Source organism: Methylobacterium sp. J-043, from assembly GCF_022829505.1.
Lineage (GTDB): Bacteria > Pseudomonadota > Alphaproteobacteria > Rhizobiales > Beijerinckiaceae > Methylobacterium > Methylobacterium extorquens_A.
Genome location: NZ_JAKSYB010000042.1, coordinates 116,742 through 134,800 on the forward strand (window position 1 = coordinate 116,742; position 18,059 = coordinate 134,800).

At 68.9% G+C, this 18,059-nt stretch carries 15 protein-coding genes; 8 read left to right on the forward strand and 7 right to left on the reverse strand.

Annotated features, from left to right (window positions below; translation table 11 throughout):
- The first annotated feature begins 95 nt into the window (after positions 1 to 95).
- From MKK50_RS09640 to MKK50_RS09655, 4 genes are all read left to right on the forward strand, one after another.
- Entirely contained in the window at positions 96 to 1,040 is a 945-nt protein-coding gene (locus MKK50_RS09640; RefSeq protein ID WP_253372718.1) for an alpha-E domain-containing protein, read from the forward strand.
- A gap of 635 nt (positions 1,041 to 1,675) precedes the next feature.
- The gene (locus MKK50_RS09645; protein ID WP_499021890.1) at positions 1,676 to 3,151 is read left to right on the forward strand and encodes an MFS transporter; all 1,476 of its coding nucleotides are present in this window, start codon (positions 1,676 to 1,678) and stop codon (positions 3,149 to 3,151) included.
- Between the two features lie 211 nt (positions 3,152 to 3,362).
- Positions 3,363 to 4,241: a transglutaminase family protein gene (locus tag MKK50_RS09650; RefSeq protein ID WP_253372714.1), complete on the forward strand. Its 879-nt coding sequence runs from the start codon at positions 3,363 to 3,365 to the stop codon at positions 4,239 to 4,241.
- Positions 4,242 to 4,365: 124 nt separating this feature from the next.
- Positions 4,366 to 5,112, forward strand: coding sequence for a proteasome-type protease (locus MKK50_RS09655; protein ID WP_253374081.1), 747 nt, complete (start codon positions 4,366 to 4,368; stop codon positions 5,110 to 5,112).
- 102 nt (positions 5,113 to 5,214) lie between these two features.
- Here MKK50_RS09655 and MKK50_RS09660 read toward each other — a convergent pair whose 3' ends face one another.
- On the reverse strand, positions 5,215 to 5,925 hold the full coding sequence (locus MKK50_RS09660) for an NAD-dependent deacylase (RefSeq protein ID WP_499021891.1): 711 nt from the start codon (positions 5,923 to 5,925) through the stop codon (positions 5,215 to 5,217).
- Positions 5,926 to 5,933: 8 nt separating this feature from the next.
- Positions 5,934 to 7,250, reverse strand: a complete 1,317-nt coding sequence (locus tag MKK50_RS09665; RefSeq protein WP_253374080.1) for a hemolysin family protein — start codon at positions 7,248 to 7,250, stop codon at positions 5,934 to 5,936.
- A 375-nt stretch (positions 7,251 to 7,625) separates the two neighbouring features.
- Here MKK50_RS09665 and MKK50_RS09670 point away from each other — a divergent pair, with 375 nt between their 5' ends.
- Both MKK50_RS09670 and MKK50_RS09675 read left to right on the forward strand, forming a co-directional pair.
- Positions 7,626 to 10,694 carry a glycosyltransferase gene (locus MKK50_RS09670; protein WP_499021893.1) on the forward strand — a complete coding sequence of 1,023 codons (3,069 nt, stop codon included), beginning with the start codon at positions 7,626 to 7,628 and terminating at the stop codon, positions 10,692 to 10,694.
- Positions 10,695 to 10,785: 91 nt separating this feature from the next.
- Positions 10,786 to 11,016, forward strand: coding sequence for a hypothetical protein (locus tag MKK50_RS09675; protein WP_253372708.1), 231 nt, complete (start codon positions 10,786 to 10,788; stop codon positions 11,014 to 11,016).
- 122 nt (positions 11,017 to 11,138) lie between these two features.
- Here the strand turns inward: MKK50_RS09675 and MKK50_RS09680 are convergent, their stop codons facing one another.
- The 5 genes from MKK50_RS09680 to MKK50_RS09700 form a co-directional block, all read right to left on the reverse strand.
- A complete protein-coding gene (locus MKK50_RS09680; RefSeq protein ID WP_253372706.1) occupies positions 11,139 to 11,390 on the reverse strand; it encodes a hypothetical protein in 252 nt (83 codons plus the stop codon).
- A gap of 255 nt (positions 11,391 to 11,645) precedes the next feature.
- On the reverse strand, positions 11,646 to 13,112 hold the full coding sequence (locus tag MKK50_RS09685) for a DegQ family serine endoprotease (RefSeq protein WP_499021895.1): 1,467 nt from the start codon (positions 13,110 to 13,112) through the stop codon (positions 11,646 to 11,648).
- Between the two features lie 314 nt (positions 13,113 to 13,426).
- Positions 13,427 to 14,215, reverse strand: coding sequence for a phasin family protein (locus MKK50_RS09690; protein ID WP_499021897.1), 789 nt, complete (start codon positions 14,213 to 14,215; stop codon positions 13,427 to 13,429).
- A gap of 164 nt (positions 14,216 to 14,379) precedes the next feature.
- Positions 14,380 to 14,736 carry a phasin gene (locus MKK50_RS09695; protein WP_253372700.1) on the reverse strand — a complete coding sequence of 119 codons (357 nt, stop codon included), beginning with the start codon at positions 14,734 to 14,736 and terminating at the stop codon, positions 14,380 to 14,382.
- Between the two features lie 229 nt (positions 14,737 to 14,965).
- Entirely contained in the window at positions 14,966 to 16,270 is a 1,305-nt protein-coding gene (locus MKK50_RS09700; protein ID WP_499021899.1) for a glycosyltransferase family 4 protein, read from the reverse strand.
- 229 nt (positions 16,271 to 16,499) lie between these two features.
- On the opposite strand from MKK50_RS09700, the gene MKK50_RS09705 reads away from it, so the two are divergent.
- Together MKK50_RS09705 and MKK50_RS09710 are read left to right on the forward strand one after the other, a co-directional pair.
- Positions 16,500 to 17,774, forward strand: a complete 1,275-nt coding sequence (locus MKK50_RS09705; RefSeq protein WP_499021901.1) for a glycosyltransferase family 4 protein — start codon at positions 16,500 to 16,502, stop codon at positions 17,772 to 17,774.
- A 96-nt stretch (positions 17,775 to 17,870) separates the two neighbouring features.
- The gene (locus tag MKK50_RS09710; RefSeq protein ID WP_253372694.1) at positions 17,871 to 18,047 is read left to right on the forward strand and encodes a hypothetical protein; all 177 of its coding nucleotides are present in this window, start codon (positions 17,871 to 17,873) and stop codon (positions 18,045 to 18,047) included.
- Positions 18,048 to 18,059: the final 12 nt, after the last annotated feature.

The window sequence follows — 18,059 nt, forward strand, 5'->3', positions numbered from 1 at the left end:
ATTCTTAAACAATCTTCAGGCGGGCCGGGCAGCGTCGGTGATGAAACACCGCGCATCTGCCGTCCCGGTCGCCAACGCGCCCGCGAGCTGACGCCATGCTGTCCCGGACTGCCGACAACCTCTACTGGCTCTCGCGCTACGCCGAGCGAGCGGATTTTCTGGCCCGCATCCTCGACGCGGCCCTGCGGCTCGCCGCCCTGCCGTCGAGCTACGGCGGGCGCACCTCGAACGAGTGGGCCTCGGCCCTGTCCTCGGCGGGCGATCCCGAGCTGTTCAAGACCCTCTACGATTCGGTCAACGAGCACACGGTCTGCAACTTCCTCGCCTTCTCGCCCCACAACCCGTCCTCGATCCGCTCCTGCATCGCCACGGCGCGGGAGAACGCCCGCTCGATCCGCACGGCGCTCACCACCGAGATGTGGGACACGATCAACGGCGCCTATCTCGAACTGCGTTCCTACGAGGGGCGCGACCTCTCGCGCGACGAGTTCACGCAATTCCTCGACTGGGTGAAGCGGGTCTCGCTGACCTTCGACGGCTCGGCCTACCGGACGATGCTGCGCAACGACGCCTACTGGTTCACCCGTACCGGCACGGCGATCGAGCGGGCGGACAACACCGCGCGTATCCTCGACGTGAAGTACCAGATCCTGCTGCCGGCCTCGGAGCGCGTCGGCGGCTCGCTCGACTACTTCCAGTGGACGACGATCCTGCGCGAGGTCTCGGCCTTCAACGCCTATCACTGGGTCTACCGCGAGAGCATCAAGCCGGTGCTCGTCGCCGACCTGCTGATCCTCAACCCCGAGATGCCGCGTTCGCTCGCGAGCTGCTACCGGATGCTGGTGGAGCACCTCGATCTGATCGCCGACGCCTACGGTCGCCGCGGCGAGAGCCAGCGTCTGGCGAGCAACCTGCGGGCCAAGCTCCGCAGCGCCGACATCGAGCGCATCTTCGCCTCCGGCCTGCACGAGTTCATCCAGGGCTTCATCGTCGAGAACAACAGTCTCGGCGCGGCCATCAGCGATCAATATCTGGTGTGAGGGAGACCGGCTGATACGGCGTCCGCTTCGATCAAGCGGGCGCCGTATCGGCAAACGCGCGGTGCCTGCGCGAAGTCCAAGTCCGCCATCCCGAAGGCATCGAACGGATTTGGGAAAGCACTCGAAAACTGGCCTGAGGCCATCGCGTGGCGCCTCGGCATAAGAAACGCCAAGCCTCGCAAAATCATCCCGGCGAACGGGGTTCGAGGCTGCCGCCGATGCACGGGCGATTCGGCTATCCGCGCCCCGTCATCGCGCGATGATGCGTGATACCCGCTTCCATGCATGCAGGGCTGAACATGTCGGCCGACATTGCTGCGCTGCACATCGGGTTTGTCGAGTAAAACACCCCTCGACGCATCGAATTGGAAAAAATGTGTCGGTTCATCGCAAGTCCGGCACCGATACTCCATCAAAGTTGTCGCGGGTCGTAGCCTGAGCGGGCGCTCGGCACGGCCCCGAAGAATGAAAATAATCGATCGCGCATTTTGGGGAGATGATCGCCAGCCGTCCGCCGGCTGAAACCGATCCCGTTCGACCGCTGCGGCGCGTGGTGAGCGGGCGGCGCATACGCGCAGCAAACCTTCTGTCCCCATCTCGTCCTGCTCGGCCGGCCCTTTGGAGATCCGCTAACGATGCTGTCGATGCATGTTGATGCCGAGACGGATTGGAAGGCCTCGGACTGTACCGTCACCGAGCCTTCGACGATCCGGCGTGCGATCTCCGCGGCTTCGATCGGGAATGTCGCCGAATGGTATGATTTCGGCGTCTATGCGTTCTTCGAGCCGACGATTCAGAAGGTGTTCTTCTCGAATCTCTCGCACACGATGGGGGAGATCGCGACCTTCGGACTGTTTGCCGTCGCCTTCCTGATCCGGCCGCTCGGCGGCATGTTCTTCGGCCCTCTGGCCGACCGGATCGGCCGCAACAAGGTTCTCGCGGCCACGATGATCCTGATGGCCGTCGGCACCTTCGCGATCGGCTGCATCCCCAGCCAGGACAGCATCGGCATTGCCGCACCCCTTCTCCTGCTGGTCGCCCGCCTGGTCCAGGGCTTCTCCACCGGTGGTGAGTATGGCAGCGCCATGACCTTCATCGCCGAGTACGCCCCCGACCGGCGGCGCGGCTATCTCGGCAGTTGGCTGGAGTTCGGCACCTTCACCGGATACCTGCTCGGCGCGATCGTCGTGACCGTGGCGGGTCTCGCCCTGACCGAGCAGCAATTGCTCGACTGGGGCTGGCGTCTACCCTTCTTCCTGGCCCTGCCCCTCGGCCTCGTCGGCGTCTACCTGCGTTCGCAACTTGCCGAGACGCCCGCCTTCGCCGCGCTCGAGCAGGAGACGGAGGATCGCGAGAAGCGCCTGCGCGCGGGACAGACCGCGAAGGATATCCTGGCCCTCTGGCCCTACGTCCTCGTCTGCATGGGGTTGGCGCTCGCCTGGAACGTGCCGAACTACATGCTGACCTCCTACATGCCGACCTACGTCACGCAGACCTTGCCGATGATGCAGCAGGCCGGCGGCATCTCGCCCACCGAGTCTCAGGTTCTGCAGATCGCGGTGATGGTGCTCGCGCTCCTGTCGATCCCGTTCATCGGCCGCCTGTCCGACCGGTTCGGACGGAAACCCTTCGCTCTGGCCGGGGCGGTCGGCCTCGTCGTCCTGGCCCTGCCGATGATCCTGCTGATCCGGTCTCAGAGCGAGGCCGCGGTCTTCCTCGGCCTGCTGATCATGGGGATGCTGCTGATCTGCTTCAGCGCCACGATGCCCTCGACCCTGCCGGCCCTCTTCCCCACGAACCTGCGGGCGAGCGGGCTCTCGATCTCCTTCAACGTGTCCGTCTCGCTGTTCGCCGGAACGACGTCGGTCGTCGTCGGATCGCTCGTCGCGTATACCGGTGACCTCAACTGGCCCGCCTACTATCTGATGATCGCGGGCGTGATCGGCGTGGTCTCGATCTTGCTGATCCGCGAACCCAACGGCACCAGCATGTGGGGCTCGCCACCGGCGGCCGCCAGCGAGCAGGAGGCGCACGACCTCGTCCAGAGCCTCAACGCCGCTTCGACGGGTGGTCCGGCGCCGGTCGCTGCGGCGCATCGCCAGATGATGTGAGCGCAGGGCAGGGAGCCGCCGTTTTCGGACCGGTTCGTTCCGAAGCGTGGTGAAAGGGGGAAGACGCCCTCGAATCCGCGCGCCTGGGGAGGAGTGCACCGAACGAGCGGCCTGGAAATTCCGCTCTGCCAACGCTTTGAGCAGGGCCGCCGATTTCCAAACTGGGTTGCGTGTCCTAGCTTGCCGGGACTCATCCCGGCAGGATCAAGGCATGCGCATCCGGATCGTCCACGATACGGTCTATACCTACCAGCAGCCCGCGCGGGGCCTGATTCAGATCCTGCGGCTCACGCCCCGCGACCATGACGGTCAGCACGTGCGCGAGTGGCGGATCGAGCCCTCCGTCAACGGACGGCTCACCGCCCGCGAGGACGGGTTCGGCAATCTCGTCCACTGGTTCACCGCCGACGATCCCACCGACACGCTCACCGTGCGGGTGACCGGCGAGATCGAGACCTTCGAGACCAGCGGTGTCGTGCGCGGCGCGGTCGAGCGCCTGCCTGACCTGTTCTACCTGCGCGACACCCCGCTCACCGAGGCAAGCCCGGAACTCAAGGCCTTCGCGGAGAAGGTTGCGGGCAGGGGGGAGCGTGATGCGCTGCCGCTGCTGCACCGCTTGCTCGCCGCTGTTCACGACACCGTGACCTTCGAGCCGGGCCCGACCAGCGCCAGCACCACCGCCGCCCAATCCTTCGAGGGGGGGAAGGGCGTGTGCCAGGATCTCACCCACATCTTCCTCGCCGCCGCCCGGCACCTGGAGATCCCGTCGCGCTATGTCTCCGGCTATTTCCGCCGCGACGACGGCGCCGACGACCAAGAGGCGGGGCATGCCTGGGCGGAATCATTGGTGCCGGGTCTCGGCTGGATCGGGTTCGACCCGGCCAACGGCATCTCGGCGACCGAGGCGCATGTGCGCGTCGCCGTCGGCCTCGACTATCTCGGCGCCGCGCCGATCCGCGGCAGCCGCGTTGGCGGGGGCACCGAAACCCTCGACGTGGCCTTGCGAGTCGAGCAGGTGCAATCCCAATCGCAGTCTCAGGGCCGTGGTCAGCAGAGCCAGAGTCAAAGCCAGAGCTTGGGCCAAGGCTGAGCCGGGCTGGGCCTTGGAGCCCGGCTTTTAACAAAAGGTGTCTTGCCGGGTCGGCTCGGAGCATGCGATGCGGGCCGCCCGAACCTGCCCGGCGCACGGGCCCCTGCCTGAGGCGGCGACCGCCATGACCTACTGCGTCGGAGTGCTCGTCGAGGACGGGCTGGTGATGATCGCCGACACCCGCACCAATGCGGGGCTCGACAACATCTCGACCTTCCGCAAGCTGCACATGTTCAACACGCCCAATGAGCGCGTGATGATGCTGGCCTCCGCCGGCAATCTCTCCATGACGCAGTCGGTGCTCAGCATGCTTCGCGAGGGCGTGGACGACATCGAGGGCGAGACGCCGCCGAAGCTCGAAGACGCGGCTACGATGTTCAAGGCGGCTCAGCTCGTCGGCCGGGCGATTCGCCGGGTGCGCGAGATCGAGTCGGCCGGGTTCGAGGCGGCCAACTTGCGCATGGAGGTCTCGTTCCTCTTCGGTGGCCAGATCGGCACCGAGCCGATGCGGCTGTTCATGATCTACTCGGCCGGCAACTTCATCGAGTGCAGCCGCGAGGCGCCCTTCCTTCAGATCGGCGAGCATAAGTACGGCAAGCCGATCCTCGACCGGGCCGTGACCTTCGAGACCGACCTCTACGACGCGCTGAAGGTGGGCCTCGTCTCGATGGATTCGACCATGCGCTCGAATCTCGGCGTCGGCCTGCCGATCGATATCGCCGTGCAGCGCCGCGGCGCCCTCGACCTCGAAGTGAGCCACCGCATCGAGGCCGGCGAGAGCTACTTCCACGATCTGCGCGAGCGCTGGTCGGCGGCGCTCCGCGCGGCTCACCGCGCAATTCCGCGCCCACCCTACGGGCCGCAGCGGTAGCCGCTGCCATCACTCCCGAGCGAAGCAGTCCAGGGGGCGTCCTGTCCGGAAGGGGCGCACATCGGATCGCTCCCGCCCCGTCTCGCGATGACGGCGGTGGAATCACGCCGATCGACTCAGCACCTCCGCGACAAAGGCCGGCACCGTCTCGCTCGCGCGCCCGAGCCGGGTCGCCTCGAACAGGCCGGCATTGTCGGCGGCCTCGAGCGTGAGGGCGAGCGTCGGGATGCCGAAGGCGCGGGCCTGCGCCACATAGCCCGCCGCCGGGTAGACCGCGCCGGAGGTGCCGATCGCCACGAACAGGTCGGCCTCGGCGAGCGCCTCGTCGATCGCTTCGAGGTGGTGGGGCATCTCGCCGAACCACACCACGTCGGGCCGCATGTCTCCACTATGACCACAATGCGGGCAGGGGGTCTCGACGGTGAGATCCTCGTGCCAGACGGTGCCCGCTGCGCAGGCGGTGCAGCGGGCCTTCAGCAACTCACCGTGCATGTGCACCACGTGGCGCGAGCCGGCCCGCTCGTGCAGATCGTCGATGTTCTGCGTGCACAGGAACAGCCGGCCGCCGCGCTCTGCCAAGCCCGCTTCCAGCCGGGCCAGCGCCATGTGGGCAGGGTTCGATGCGGCGGCGCGGGCGTCGCGGCGGCGATGGTTGTAGAAGTCGTGGACCAGCACCGGATCGGCGGCGAAGCCTTCGGGCGTCGCAAGGCGCATCGGATCGAACCGGGCCCACGCGCCGTCCGTGTCGCGGAACGTGCCGAGGCCGCTTTCGGCGGAGATCCCGGCACCCGTCAGAACGAAGATGTTGGACATCGCGCGGCTCAAGCGTCCGGCAGGCGGGTGGCGAGCACCTTGTCGATGCGCCGCCCGTCCATGTCGACGACCTCGATCCGCCAGCCCTGGGTCTCGATCGCATCGCCCTCCGTCGGGATGCGTCCGAGCTGGACGATGAAGAAGCCCGCGAGCGTGGAAAAGTCGTCCGAGCGCGGGCGCTCCGGAAAGCCGAGGCGATCGAACGCGTCGGTCGCCGATATCATGCCGTCGATGAGCAGCGAGCCGTCCTCGCGCTCGACCACCATCCGCTCCTCGCCGGGCTCGGGGATCTCGCCGGCCATCGCCTCCAGCAGGTCGGTCTGGGTGACGATGCCCTCCAGGCTGCCGTACTCGTCGACGACGATCGCCATGCGCACCGGCTTGGTCTGGAACATCTCCAGCACCTTGAGGATCGCCAACCCCTCGTGGACGACGATGGGCTCGCGGGTCGCCCCCTTCACATCGAGCGGCTTGCCGTCGAGGAACTGGTCGAGCAGATCCTGCTTGCGCAGCACGCCGACGACGTCGTCGATCTGCGCCCGGCTCACGACGAGCTGCTCGTGGCGGCAGGTGCGCACCGCCTCGATGATCTCCTCCTGGGAATCGTCGAGATCGACCCAATCCACCTCGTTGCGCGGCGTCATGATCTCGCGGATGCGCCGCTCACCGATGGCGAGGATGCGCGCCACCGCATCCTCCTGCGCCTCGTGCAGCAGGCCCGCCTCATGGCTCGCGGTGACGAGCAGGCTGAGTTCCTTCGGCGAGGGGAGGTTTCCCTCGCCCTCGCCCGGCCTCAGGCCGAGGAGCCGCAGCACCCCGTTGCCGAGGCTGTTGAGGAGGTGGATCGCCGGGCCGAACACCAACAGGAACAGGGTCAGCGGCCGCACGATCACGAGCGCCGTGCGCTCGCTGCGCTGGAGCGCGAGGCTTTTCGGCGCCAGCTCGCCCAGCACGATGTGCAAGGTGGTGATGACGGCAAAGGCCAAAGCCACGGCCAGCGTGTGCGCGGTGGGGCCGGCGGCGGTCTCCGGCAGCCAGTAGAGCAGCGGTTCGATCAGGTGAGCCAAGGCCGGCTCGCCGACCCAGCCGAGAGCCAGCGAGGAGAGGGTGATGCCGAGCTGCGTCGCGGCGAGATGCGCGTCGAGCCGGTCGGTGGCGCGCTGAAGCGCCCTGGCATTGAGCCGACCCTCGTTGACCAGTTCGGCGACCCGGCTGCGCCGCACCGCGACGAGGGAGAATTCCGCCGCGACGAAGAAGCCGTTGGCGAAGACGAGCGCGACGACCGCAATGAGGCCGAGCGCCGAAGACCAGAGACCGTCCGAAATCGTGCCCTCCCGGGGCCAAGCCGCACTGCTGACCGCCCCTGAGGCGGCACCGATGCTTGAGTGTCTCTCACAAAACTCCCGTTGCGCCGTCGCGCCCGGAAAGCAACCGTACGGTGATCGGGAGTGTTGTGAGGCACTCTTAGAGCCGAACCCCGCCATGGGGGAAGAGGTTCGGGCGCATTCTCGCGTGGGCGACCGCGCCTGCGTCACCGGATCGGCGCGCAACGTCATTTTCGTGGAAGCCGGCCGCCACCATCCGGGACGATGCTGTATGGGGATGGCGTCGCCCCGGCCGCGCCACACTTCGTTTCCATGCATTTCGAAGGGCCGATCCCGGTGCGGGGCCCGGTATTGGCGTTGTCGAGGAATGTGGCCGTGATCAAGCTGCCGAAGCTGTTTCGGCCCAAGCGCCGCGATGCCGCGATGGCCGCCCCCTTCTTCGATCCCGCCTTCTACCGCTCGGCCTATCCCGACGTGGCCGCGGGCGGCGGCGATCCGCTTCGGCACTACCTCGACCATGGCTGGCTGGAAGGCCGCGACCCGTCCGCGGTGTTCTCGACGCTGTTCTACGCCGACCGCCACCTCGCCGACCGGGCGCCGATCAACCCGCTTCTCCATTATGCCGGGCTCTCGCCGGCCGAGCGGCTGCGGGTCGCGACGCAGCCGGGTCCGGATTTCTCCGCGCTCCAGGCCAGCCTGGTCGAGCCCTACTTCGATGCGCCGTACTATGCCCGCCTCGCCGGTCTCGAAGGAGGCGAGGATCCGCTCGCCCACTACCTGACCAAGGGCTGGCGACGCGGACTCGACCCGAACGACGCTTTCTCGGGTGATGCCTACCTGCAGCGCCACGCGCATATGCGGCGCCTCGGCGTCAGCCCACTCTATCATTTTGCCGCGACGCGGCGGCTCCAGGCCTCGGAGGCCGCCGCCCCACCTGCGCGGCGCACCAAGCCGCAAGCGGCGTCGCTTCCCGTCGACCCCGCGGAGGCCACCGACGCGCAGATCTACGAGACGGTGGCGGCGGCCTTCGATCGGGAGCACTACCTCGACACCAATCCCGACATCCGCCGCTCCGGCGTCGATCCGGTCCGCCATTTCCTCGATTTCGGTGCCCGCGAGGACCGCGACCCGAGCCCCGACTTCTCGGTGCGGTTCTACCGCAAGCATTACCGGCGGGAGATCGGGGCGGGGGTGAACCCGTTCTTCCACTACCTTGCGGTAGGCCGGGCGCGCGGCTTCCGGCCGACGCCGTTCGGCCTCGGCACATGGCCGGCGCAGGTCGCGCCGAGCCCGGCCGAGTGGGAGCAGGCACAGCCCGCCGCCGACCTTGCTTCGGCGCGGGCCGTGCTGATCATGCCCGTCTACAAGGGCTACGACGACACCCTGCGGGCGATCCACGCGGTGCTGAGCGCGCCGCAGGCTACGCCCTTCGCCCTCCTCGTCATCGACGATTGCAGCCCCGATCCGCGGCTCAGCGCGGCGCTCGCCGACCTCGGCGGCCGGGGCCTGTTCGCCCACCTCGTCAACGACGCGAATCTCGGCTTCGTGCGAACCTGCAACCGCGGCCTGGAACGGGCCGCGGGCAAGGACGTCGTGCTCCTCAATGCCGACGTCGTCGTCTACGGCGACTGGCTCGACCGCCTGCTCTGGCACCTCGACGCCGATCCCCGCGTCGCGACGGTCACGCCGTTCTCCAACAACGCCACGATCTGCAGCTACCCGCGGCCGAACGTCGATAATCAAGCCCGGCTCGAAATCACGCCCGCCGAGATCGACGCCTTCACCCGCGCCTGCAACGCCCGCACGAGTTCGCCGGTGCCGACCGGCGTCGGTTTCTGCATGGCGATGCGACGGGAGGCGATCGCGGCGGTAGGCCTTCTCGACGCCGAGACCTTCGGGCGCGGCTACGGCGAGGAGAACGATTTCTGCATGCGCGCCCTCAAGGCGGGCTTCATCAACCTCCTGGCCCACGACATCTTCGTGTTCCACTCCGGCAGCGTCTCCTTCGGCGCGCTGCTCGCGACCAAGGGCGCGGACATCTTCCGCGCGATCCTGACCAAGCACCCCGACTACCAGCGCCGGGTCCACAACCACATCGAGGTGGATCCCGCTCGCTTTGCCCGGCGCCGCCTCGACCTCTACCGCTTCGCCCGGCGCACCGCCGCGAGTGCCGGGCGCGGTATCGCCTTGATCGTGACCCACGATTTCGGCGGTGGCGTCGAGACCCATATCGAGGCGCTGAGCCTCCGGCTCGCCGAGGCCGGACTCGCCGTCGTCTATCTGCGCACCGACGAGCCCGGTGGGTTCAGGCTCGGCCTGCCCGGAGCGGGCGGAATCGATTTTCCCGTCTCGATCCTCGATCCGCTTTCCCTCGACCGGGATGCGGATCTCCTCGCCGAACTCATCGGCTGGCTCGGCCCGGCGATGGTGCATGTCCACTCGCTGGCGGGGCTCGATGCGCCCTCGACCCGCGCGGCGATGCGGCTGATCGAGGCGGCGGGCAGCGGCTACGACGTGACGCTGCACGACTACGCCTCGGTCTGCCACCGCAACAACCTCGTGCGGCCCGACGGCGTCTATTGCGGGCTGGCGGAGCCCGCCGCCTGCCGCGACTGCATCCGCCTCGACCGCGACGCCGACGGGATCGTCCTACCCGATCCCGCCGAGCGGCGGCGGGACTGGGCCGGGTTCCTCGACCGCGCCCGGGCGGTGTTCGCCCCCTCGGCCGATCTCGCGGATCGCATCGGCAGCACGCTGCACCTCGACCGCATCGCTTTGCGCCCGCACGAGGAGACGCTGGCCGGCGTGGAACTCAAGGCGCGCCAGCGCCGGGAGGGGCCGCTGCGGGTCGCGGTGATCGGATCGATCGGCGCGCACAAGGGCTACGACGTGGTCCACAATCTCGCCCTCGACGCCCGGCTGCGGCAATTGCCGATCGTGTTCACGATCGTCGGGCACTCCGCCGAGCCGCGCGCCATGGAGGCGGCGGGTGTGCGCGAGACCGGCCTCTACGGCAGCGACGCGGCGGCGCTCGCCGAGATCGCCCGGCTCGATCCGGATCTCGTCCTGCTCCCCTCGATCTGGCCGGAGACCTACTGCTACACGCTCTCGCTCGCGCTGGCAGCGGGGGTGCCGCCGGTGACCTTCGACCTCGGCGCCCAGGCCGAGCGCCTGCGCGAGAGCGGGGCGGGCCATCGCCTCGATCCGGCCCTGGCCGACGACCCGCAGCGGCTGAACGCGGCCCTGCTCGCGCTTCCCATCGACGCGCTCTGGGCCGCCCGCGCGCCGTTCCGGCCGACCGTCTACCCGCGGATTCTGGAAGATTACTACGGGCTCGACCCAGCCGCCCTCTCGACCGTCTCGCCCGAGGCGGGGAGGGAAGGGGCCGCTCCCGTCGATCACCGGGATGCGCTGCACTCCGCGCGATCCCCCCACATGTCATAGACGAGGCTGCGACTCAGCGGCTACAACGGTCAAGCTAGGCGAGTCTCGCGCGGTCTCGCCTCGGCGTTCGTTGCAAGCCAAGGGGAAGCCCATGACCACGCAGAACCTCAATGTGACCGCCCGCGAACGCGACACGCTTCTGGCGGCGTTGCGCTACTATCAATTCTACCGGATGCAGGGACATCCGTTCGATCCTCGCAAGGACGACCTGATCGACACCATCGCCGCCGGCAGCGGCGAGGCCCTCGACGTGACCGAGATCGACGATCTCTGCGCGGGCTTGAACGGCAACCGCCACGCCCTGGCCGGCGTGGCCGCCTGAAGCGCCTCCGCAACGCCCGCCGAGGCCCGGTAGAGTCACTCAGGTCAACAGGGCGTTGAGGAGAACGGCCGCTCCGAGGCCGAGCAGGAACGCCGCCGCGAGCAGCGATGTGTCCGCGGTGGTCACCGGGAGGCTGCACCCGCCGAGATGCCGACCAGAAGCGGCCGGCGGGTCACCACGAACTGGCCCGGAACCGGCGCACCGTCGTCGATCCGGGCACTCACCGGAACCGCGCCACCCGCCTGCGGCAGGCGCTGGGTGAAGGCTTTTGCCGAGCCGGCCGGGCTCGGCACCGCTTCGACGAGGGACGGCGCGAGAAGCGCATAGGCGGCCATCACCGTTCCGGCCGCCGCGATCTTGATCAGGTCCCGCATGATGTCCGCCCCTCCAGACCGGAGCCTTCGGCTCTCGCGTGGGGCGGTTCTACCGCCCCCTGGTTGCCGGCGGATTGCCTCGTACGGTTACCGGATTGCGTCGCGCAGGATCGACGAAACATCGGAAAACGAACGGGCGGCCCGCCAGCCCGAGCGCCACCTTAGGGCCGCCACACCCCTACGGATGAGTGCCAGCGCACCCGGCATCGCGCCGGCCGAGGTCCGGGAGAGGTCGTCGGGAGGAGGCCGGGGGGCCTACCCGCCGAACACCGAGGTCAGAACCTCGCCGCCCCGGTTGATCGCGACCTCCCACAGGCCGAGATTGCGCTGCGTCACCCGCTCCAGATCCTTGGTCGAGGTGATCGGCATGCCGTTGATCGCCACGATCACGTCACCCTTGCGGAACCCCGCCCGGCCGGCGAGCGAGCCGTCCTCTACGGTGGTCACCGCCACGCCCTCGTCCGGCAGGTCCGCCTGAAGCTCCTCGCCCACCGCGGGCGAGGTGTTGACGAAGGTTGCGCCCGCGAACGGCGTGCGGGAGCGGACTTTGAGGCTATCGCGGGGCCGCGTCTCCGGCGCCGGTCCGAGCTTGACGGCAATCGTCTGCCGCTTGGTGCCGCGCAGGATGCCGAAATCGGCCGTGCCGGAAATGCCCTTGAGGGCGTAGCGGTAGCCGAAGGCTTCCGGATCTTCGACGGTCTGTCCGTCGATCGTGAGGATCACGTCGCCGCGCTTGAGGCCGGCTTCCTCGGCCGGACTCTTGGCCTGCATGCTCGCCACCAGCACACCGGTCGGCCGGTCGAGCCCGACGCTCTCGGCGATGTCCGGGGTCACGCCCTGCACCCGTGCCCCGAGCCAGGGCCGGCGCACGAGGCTGCCGCCGCTCTTGGCGGTCTCCACCACGGCGCGGACCATGCTCGCGGGGATGGCGAAGCCGATACCGTGGCTGCCGCCGGACTGCGAATAGATCGCGGTGTTGATGCCGACGAGATGCCCCTTCAGGTCCACCAGCGCGCCGCCCGAATTGCCCGGATTGATCGCCGCGTCGGTCTGGATGAAGAACTGGTAGTCCGACGATCCGACCTGGGTGCGGGCGAGCGCCGAGACGATGCCCTGCGTTACGGTCTGTCCGACACCGAAGGGGTTGCCGATCGCCATCACGAAGTCGCCGACCTCCAAGTGGTCGGAATCACCGATCGGCATCGAGGCGATGTCGGCCGGACCCTTGATCCTGAGCACGGCGAGGTCGGTGCGGGGGTCGCGCAGCACGATCTGCGCCTCGAACTCGCGCTTGTCGGCGAGCGCCACCTTCACCTCGTTCATGTTCTCGATGACGTGGTTGTTGGTGATGACGAGGCCCGAGCCGTCGACGATCACGCCCGAGCCCAGGGAGCGCTGTGCCCGCTCGCCGGGCATGCCGCTGGGGCCGCGGCCCGGACGGTCCTCGCCGAAGAAGCGGCGCATGAACTCCTCCATGGCGTTGGAGCGGGCGGAGCGCTTCTCGACATGGGAGGCATAGACGTTGACCACGGAGGGCGCGGCCCGCTTCACCACGGGTGCGAAGGAGAGCTGGATCTCGCCCTTCGACAGAGGCACCGCCTTGTCCGGGGAGGCCTTCTCCGCGGCGGGCTTTCCGGGGGTGTTCGCCATCTGCGCGCTCGCGGGCGCGGCGGCGAGAAGCACGGATAAGAGGCAGGCCGGCAGGAGCGGCGAGGAGGGCATGCGAGGTCTCCGGAGGTCGCTGGAGCGGTGGCGGGCTATGTAGCCCCTGCGACCGCAGCGCGCGAGGGGCTGGTGCAGCGTCCGCGTCATGCATCGTCGGCCGGCATGCGATGTCGGCCGCGCGCGTCTTGCTGTCAGGCACGCCCCAAGCGTCGGCGCCCGCCCCAGGCAAGTCTTGTCCTTGGTCGGCTTCGGCTCTGCTCGGGTTTCGCTGTGGGGTGAGTTTCACCTCCGGACGACCGTGTGGACCGACGAAAAAGGGCAGCCGCCCGATGGCGACTGCCCCGATCTCGTGTCCCGGCCGGTGCTGGCTTTCAGTGCCGGCGGGCGTTGTCGTTCAGGCGGTTGGCGCTGCGGACGATGTCGCTGAAGCAGCTCAGCGAGGCGTCGGCGGCACGCTGCATCTCCGTCACCTGGAGGCGGATCGCCTCCGCCGGGGACTTGGCCCGGGCGAGGGCCTGGAAATGGGCGATGACCGCCTCGCCCTCTCCACGCGCGAAGGCGAACAGCTTCGCGTTGATCTCGGTGAGCGGCGCGAGCGTCGGCGCGAAAGCGAAGTTCGCGCCGATGCGGACGCTTTGCGGCTTCGACCGGACATCCTCGGACGTCCTGGCTTCGGGCTTGGCGTCGGGATTGGCCTCGGCCAGCGTCGGGAGCAGCGCGGTCCGGGCGTGCGTCTCGGTCACCGTCTCGACGGTTTCGGCCACTTCGAACGCGACGACTTCCGGTTCGGCCGTCACGGCAGGCACTTGATCCGACGCGGCGGTGACCGTCTCCTCGGGTGCCTCGACCGCCTGCGCGACCGGCTGGTCATCCGCGGCGGACTGCGCCTCGACCCGGGCGGACTCGCCGGGCGGTTCGACGGCCTCGGCTGCACCGCTCTCTGCGGAATGCTCGGTGGTGGCCTCCACGGCTTGAGCCTCAACGGGCTGAGCCTCGGCGGTCTCGGTCGCGGTCTCGTCCGTCTTAGGCTCCAGGCTCGCGTCGGCCGGCGTCTCGGCCAACAGGGCGTCGGCGACCTCGGACGGCGTTGCGGTGACGGTCGGCGGCTGGGTAGTGGCGGGCGCTCCGGGTGGGCGTCCCCTGCGGCGGCTCGACGACATGGGCCTTCTCCTCGTTCGAAACCCTCTGCCTCAGCGTGGGTCCGAGCCGAGCCCGGAGCGCTGCGACGGAGCATAGCGTCGGAGCACGGGCGTGCCGAGCCCGCTCGTCGCGGATTCGGCCTCCCATGCTCCCCAGGCGGGCCGGGGCCCGCAGCCGGACCGGATTAGCGGCCAGCGGCGCTCTGAGCGAGGGCACCGTATTCCTTGGCCTGGGCCTGGAACGCGGCGAACTGGGTCTTCAGGAACTCGGACTGGATCTCGAAGGCCTCGCGCGGGTCCTTCGCGCGCACGACGCGCTGCACGTAGTCGAAGGTGCTGTCGGCGTTGGTCTTGGCGTGGTCGAGGCTCTTGAGCACCGCCGCGTTCAGCGTCGACTGGACGGTCGAGGCCGAGTTCCGGAGCTGCTCGGAGGTCTTCACCGCACCGTTCAGCAACGTACCGAAGGCGTTGCGAGCTTGATCGACGCTCTTGTCGGCGAAGTCGCGGAACTCTGCGGGGATCTCGAAGCTCTGGGTGCTCATCTGTCTCTCCTGTCAGACGGACCGGGAGAATTCGGTATCGGGGAGCGTGTAGAGCATCCCCGCAGCTAACCGGCCCGCACCTCATATGTTGCGGTGCAGCATGAAAGTCAAGGACAGTTTCGAGCGCTCGGACAGCAATGTCCAGCAGGGCGTCGCATTGAGCTAAGCTTCTGTTAAGAAATGTGATTCCGTCGCACCGCTGCTCGGCGGGGCGACGGACCACTATGCACTATAATGGTGGAAAGTGCCCTTTGCCAAGGGTGTTGCCTATGGAATGGACACCGACAGGCTCGGCCGCAGCCTCACTCATATCGCACTGCCGCATCCTGACTTCGTCCTCGATCCGCCGATACAATGCCAGCAGGGAAAGAGCGTGGGCGGCGAGCGTCAGCGGCGCTTGCCAGTACCGGTCATAGGCCGCCCGGCCGAGACGGGCGGTCAGCGCGTCGCCCTTGAGCGCCTCGAAGGCGCCGGCCAGCGCCGCCACCTCCGGCTCGACGACGAACCCGGTCTCACCGTCCGCAACCTTCTCCGCGGCGCCGGAGCGAAGCGACGCCACGACGGGGATGCCTTGAGCCAGCGCCTCGTAGACGGTGAGCGGCCCGGTCTCGACCCAGCGCGAGGGCGCGCAGAGCGCACGCGCTCGGCGGCGCAGGATCGCCTCAACGGCCTCCGGGCTTCTCCAGCCAAGCACCTCGGCGCCCTCCGCCCGCAGACGCGCTTCGAGCGGACCGGCCCCGATGAAGAGCGCGGGCAGTCCGGCCCGTCGCGCGGCCTCGGCGACGAGATCCGCGCCCTTCTCCGGAGTCAGGCGTCCGACATAGACGATCGCATCGCCCGAAGCCGGCATGGCCGGCGCCCGCTTCTCCACCCGCACCGGGTTGTCGATGCGGTGATGGCGCAGGCGCAGGGCCCCGGACCGTCCCGCCACCCGCGCACGGCTGCCGTCGCAGACATGGACGACGTCGAGGTCGGCTCCTCGCGCCGCGACCCGCAGCGCGGCAGCGCGGCCGACCCGCACCAGCTTGTGCAGCCGGCTCTTCGGATCGCAGGCGGCCGCAAGGCAGGCGCCGGACAGCGGGACGAGCGCGCAGGGCTCGGCCCGATCGAAACGGTAATCGACACCGTTGGGACAGGTGAGGGCGTAGTCGTGCAGCGTCAGCACCAGGGGAACGCCGCGGCCGAGCAGCACCGGCAGCACGGCGGGCGAGAGCGCGCGGGTCCACTGATGCAGGTGAAGACAGTCGGGCGCCGCCGGCAGGCTGTCGAGCGCGCTCGCGAGCCGCGCGGCGGCCTCGCTGTTCCAGATCCCCGACGTTGCGCCACGCCATGCCGGCAGCGACCACACGTCCGGCAGGCCGAGGTCGATGCGGTGCAGGCGCGGATGGTCGAGCAGCGGATCGACGGGGCCGGTGATGGCCTGAATGTAGGTCACCGCCGCGCCAGCCTCGGCCAGGGCGCGGGCAGATTCCACCGCGACCTTCTCGGCGCCCCCGCTGGCGGCGGCGAATTCAGCGAGAATCACGACATGCATGGAGGCATCCCGGACAGAGGCGGGCGCGTCATCCCGACAGGTGACCCAATTCTCGGACAAGAACGACGCTCCGGAGAAGACGTCGCGACGGCGCGGCGAACGTCCGCTCTCAAGGTTTACGGGAGATCAACTGCCGGCTGGTAAACGTTGGCGAACTGTTCGCAGAGCGTCGAAGGTGAGCCGGTTACCGGCTGCCGGGACGATCTGCGGGAAAGAACCGGGAATCGCCGTGCACGTCGTCCTCGTTCTCGACCATGCCCACATCAATGGCGGCCAAGCCAAGGTCGCTCTCGACTCCGCCGTAGGCCTGCGCCTGCGCGGCCACCGGGTCACGGTGTTCGCTGCCGTCGGCCCGGTCGATCCCCGGCTCGCCGAGAGCGGAGTGCGGGTGGTCTGCCTCGGGCAGGACGACATCGCCTCCACTACGAACAAGCTCGCCTTTGCCGCCCAGGCGATCTGGAACGCCCGCGCCACTGCCCGCCTCGCCGCGGAACTGAGGCTGTGCGATCCCCGGGACACGCTGGTGCATGTCCACGCCTTCGCCAAGGCGCTCTCGCCCTCGATCGGCACGGCGATCCGGCGGTCGGGGCTGCCGTGTCTCTACACGATGCACGAGTTCTTCCTCGTCTGCCCCAATGGCGGCTTCTACGAGTATCCGGCCGACCGGATCTGCCACCGCACCCCGATGTCGGCGGCCTGCCTCACCACGAATTGCGACGCGCGCTCCTACCCGCGCAAGCTCCTGCGGGTGGTGCGCCATCTCGGCCTGGAGCACGTCGCCGGCCTGCCCAACCTGTTCCGCCACGTGGTCACGATCAGCGCGCTCCAAGAGCGGGTGATCGCGCCGCTTCTGCCCCCGCGCACGGTGTTCCACCGGATCGACAACCCGATCTCGGTCGAGCGGCAACCGCCCGGGCACGAGGGACGCGGTGATGTCCTGTTCGTCGGTCGCATCTCGACGGAGAAGGGCGCGCCGGTCTTCGCCGAGGCCGCACGGCGGGCCGGCATCCGCCCGGTCTTCGTCGGCGACGGGCCGAACGCGGCGGAGCTGAAGGCGCGCTATCCCGAGGCGGTGATGCTGGGCTGGAAGACCGGGCCCGAGGTGCAGGCCCTGATGCGGCGGGCCCGGGCGCTCGTCTTCCCGAGCATCTGGTACGAGGGCCAGCCGCTCACCGTCTACGAGGCGCTCGCCTGCGGCTGCCCGGTCATCGTCTCCGATGCCTGCGCCGGGCGCGAGGCGGTGGAGGACGGCGAGAACGGGTTCTGGTTCCGCTCCGGCGATGCCGGCGCGCTCGCCGCCCACCTGACCCGGCTGTCGGACGACGCGCTGGCCGCCCGCATGGCCGAGCGCGCCTACGAGCGCTACTGGTCGGCGCCGCTCAGCGTCGACGCGCATCTCGACCGGCTGGAGCAGGTCTACGGCCTGGTGATGCGCGAGGTCCGCCCCGCTCTGCACCCGATGGAACGGCCGGGCCTGCGCGGTGCGGCCCCTGCGGGACCGTGACGGTTCGCAGAACGGCACGAAACAGGAAGGCCGCGCTCGCGTTGGTCCGCATCGGAGCCGCATTGCGGCGTATGACGACAGACCCCGAGGTACCCCGTGTCCGACAAGACCCAACCGACCGACGAGACCAAGCCCAAGGGCTTCCAGCAGGACGGCCAGGGCGACAAGTCCATCCCCGAGAACTCGAAGGAGGAGAAGGACGAGCGCCTCGACGAGGCGCTGGAGGAGACCTTCCCGTCGAGCGATCCGGTGTCCGTGAAGATCACGAAGTAAGGGGCCGGGCGG

What these genes read in the sequence shown, in the direction of transcription:
- MKK50_RS09650 (WP_253372714.1), top strand. Translation starts at nt 3,363, where the DNA reads ATGCGCATCCGGATCGTCCACGATACGGTCTATACCTACCAGCAGCCC.
- MKK50_RS09690 (WP_499021897.1), bottom strand. Translation starts at nt 14,215, where the DNA reads ATGTCGTCGAGCCGCCGCAGGGGACGCCCACCCGGAGCGCCCGCCACT.
- MKK50_RS09700 (WP_499021899.1), bottom strand. Translation starts at nt 16,270, where the DNA reads ATGCATGTCGTGATTCTCGCTGAATTCGCCGCCGCCAGCGGGGGCGCC.
- MKK50_RS09660 (WP_499021891.1), bottom strand. Translation starts at nt 5,925, where the DNA reads ATGTCCAACATCTTCGTTCTGACGGGTGCCGGGATCTCCGCCGAAAGC.
- MKK50_RS09695 (WP_253372700.1), bottom strand. Translation starts at nt 14,736, where the DNA reads ATGAGCACCCAGAGCTTCGAGATCCCCGCAGAGTTCCGCGACTTCGCC.
- MKK50_RS09655 (WP_253374081.1), top strand. Translation starts at nt 4,366, where the DNA reads ATGACCTACTGCGTCGGAGTGCTCGTCGAGGACGGGCTGGTGATGATC.
- MKK50_RS09685 (WP_499021895.1), bottom strand. Translation starts at nt 13,112, where the DNA reads ATGCCCTCCTCGCCGCTCCTGCCGGCCTGCCTCTTATCCGTGCTTCTC.
- MKK50_RS09680 (WP_253372706.1), bottom strand. Translation starts at nt 11,390, where the DNA reads ATGCGGGACCTGATCAAGATCGCGGCGGCCGGAACGGTGATGGCCGCC.
- MKK50_RS09640 (WP_253372718.1), top strand. Translation starts at nt 96, where the DNA reads ATGCTGTCCCGGACTGCCGACAACCTCTACTGGCTCTCGCGCTACGCC.
- MKK50_RS09675 (WP_253372708.1), top strand. Translation starts at nt 10,786, where the DNA reads ATGACCACGCAGAACCTCAATGTGACCGCCCGCGAACGCGACACGCTT.
- MKK50_RS09645 (WP_499021890.1), top strand. Translation starts at nt 1,676, where the DNA reads ATGCTGTCGATGCATGTTGATGCCGAGACGGATTGGAAGGCCTCGGAC.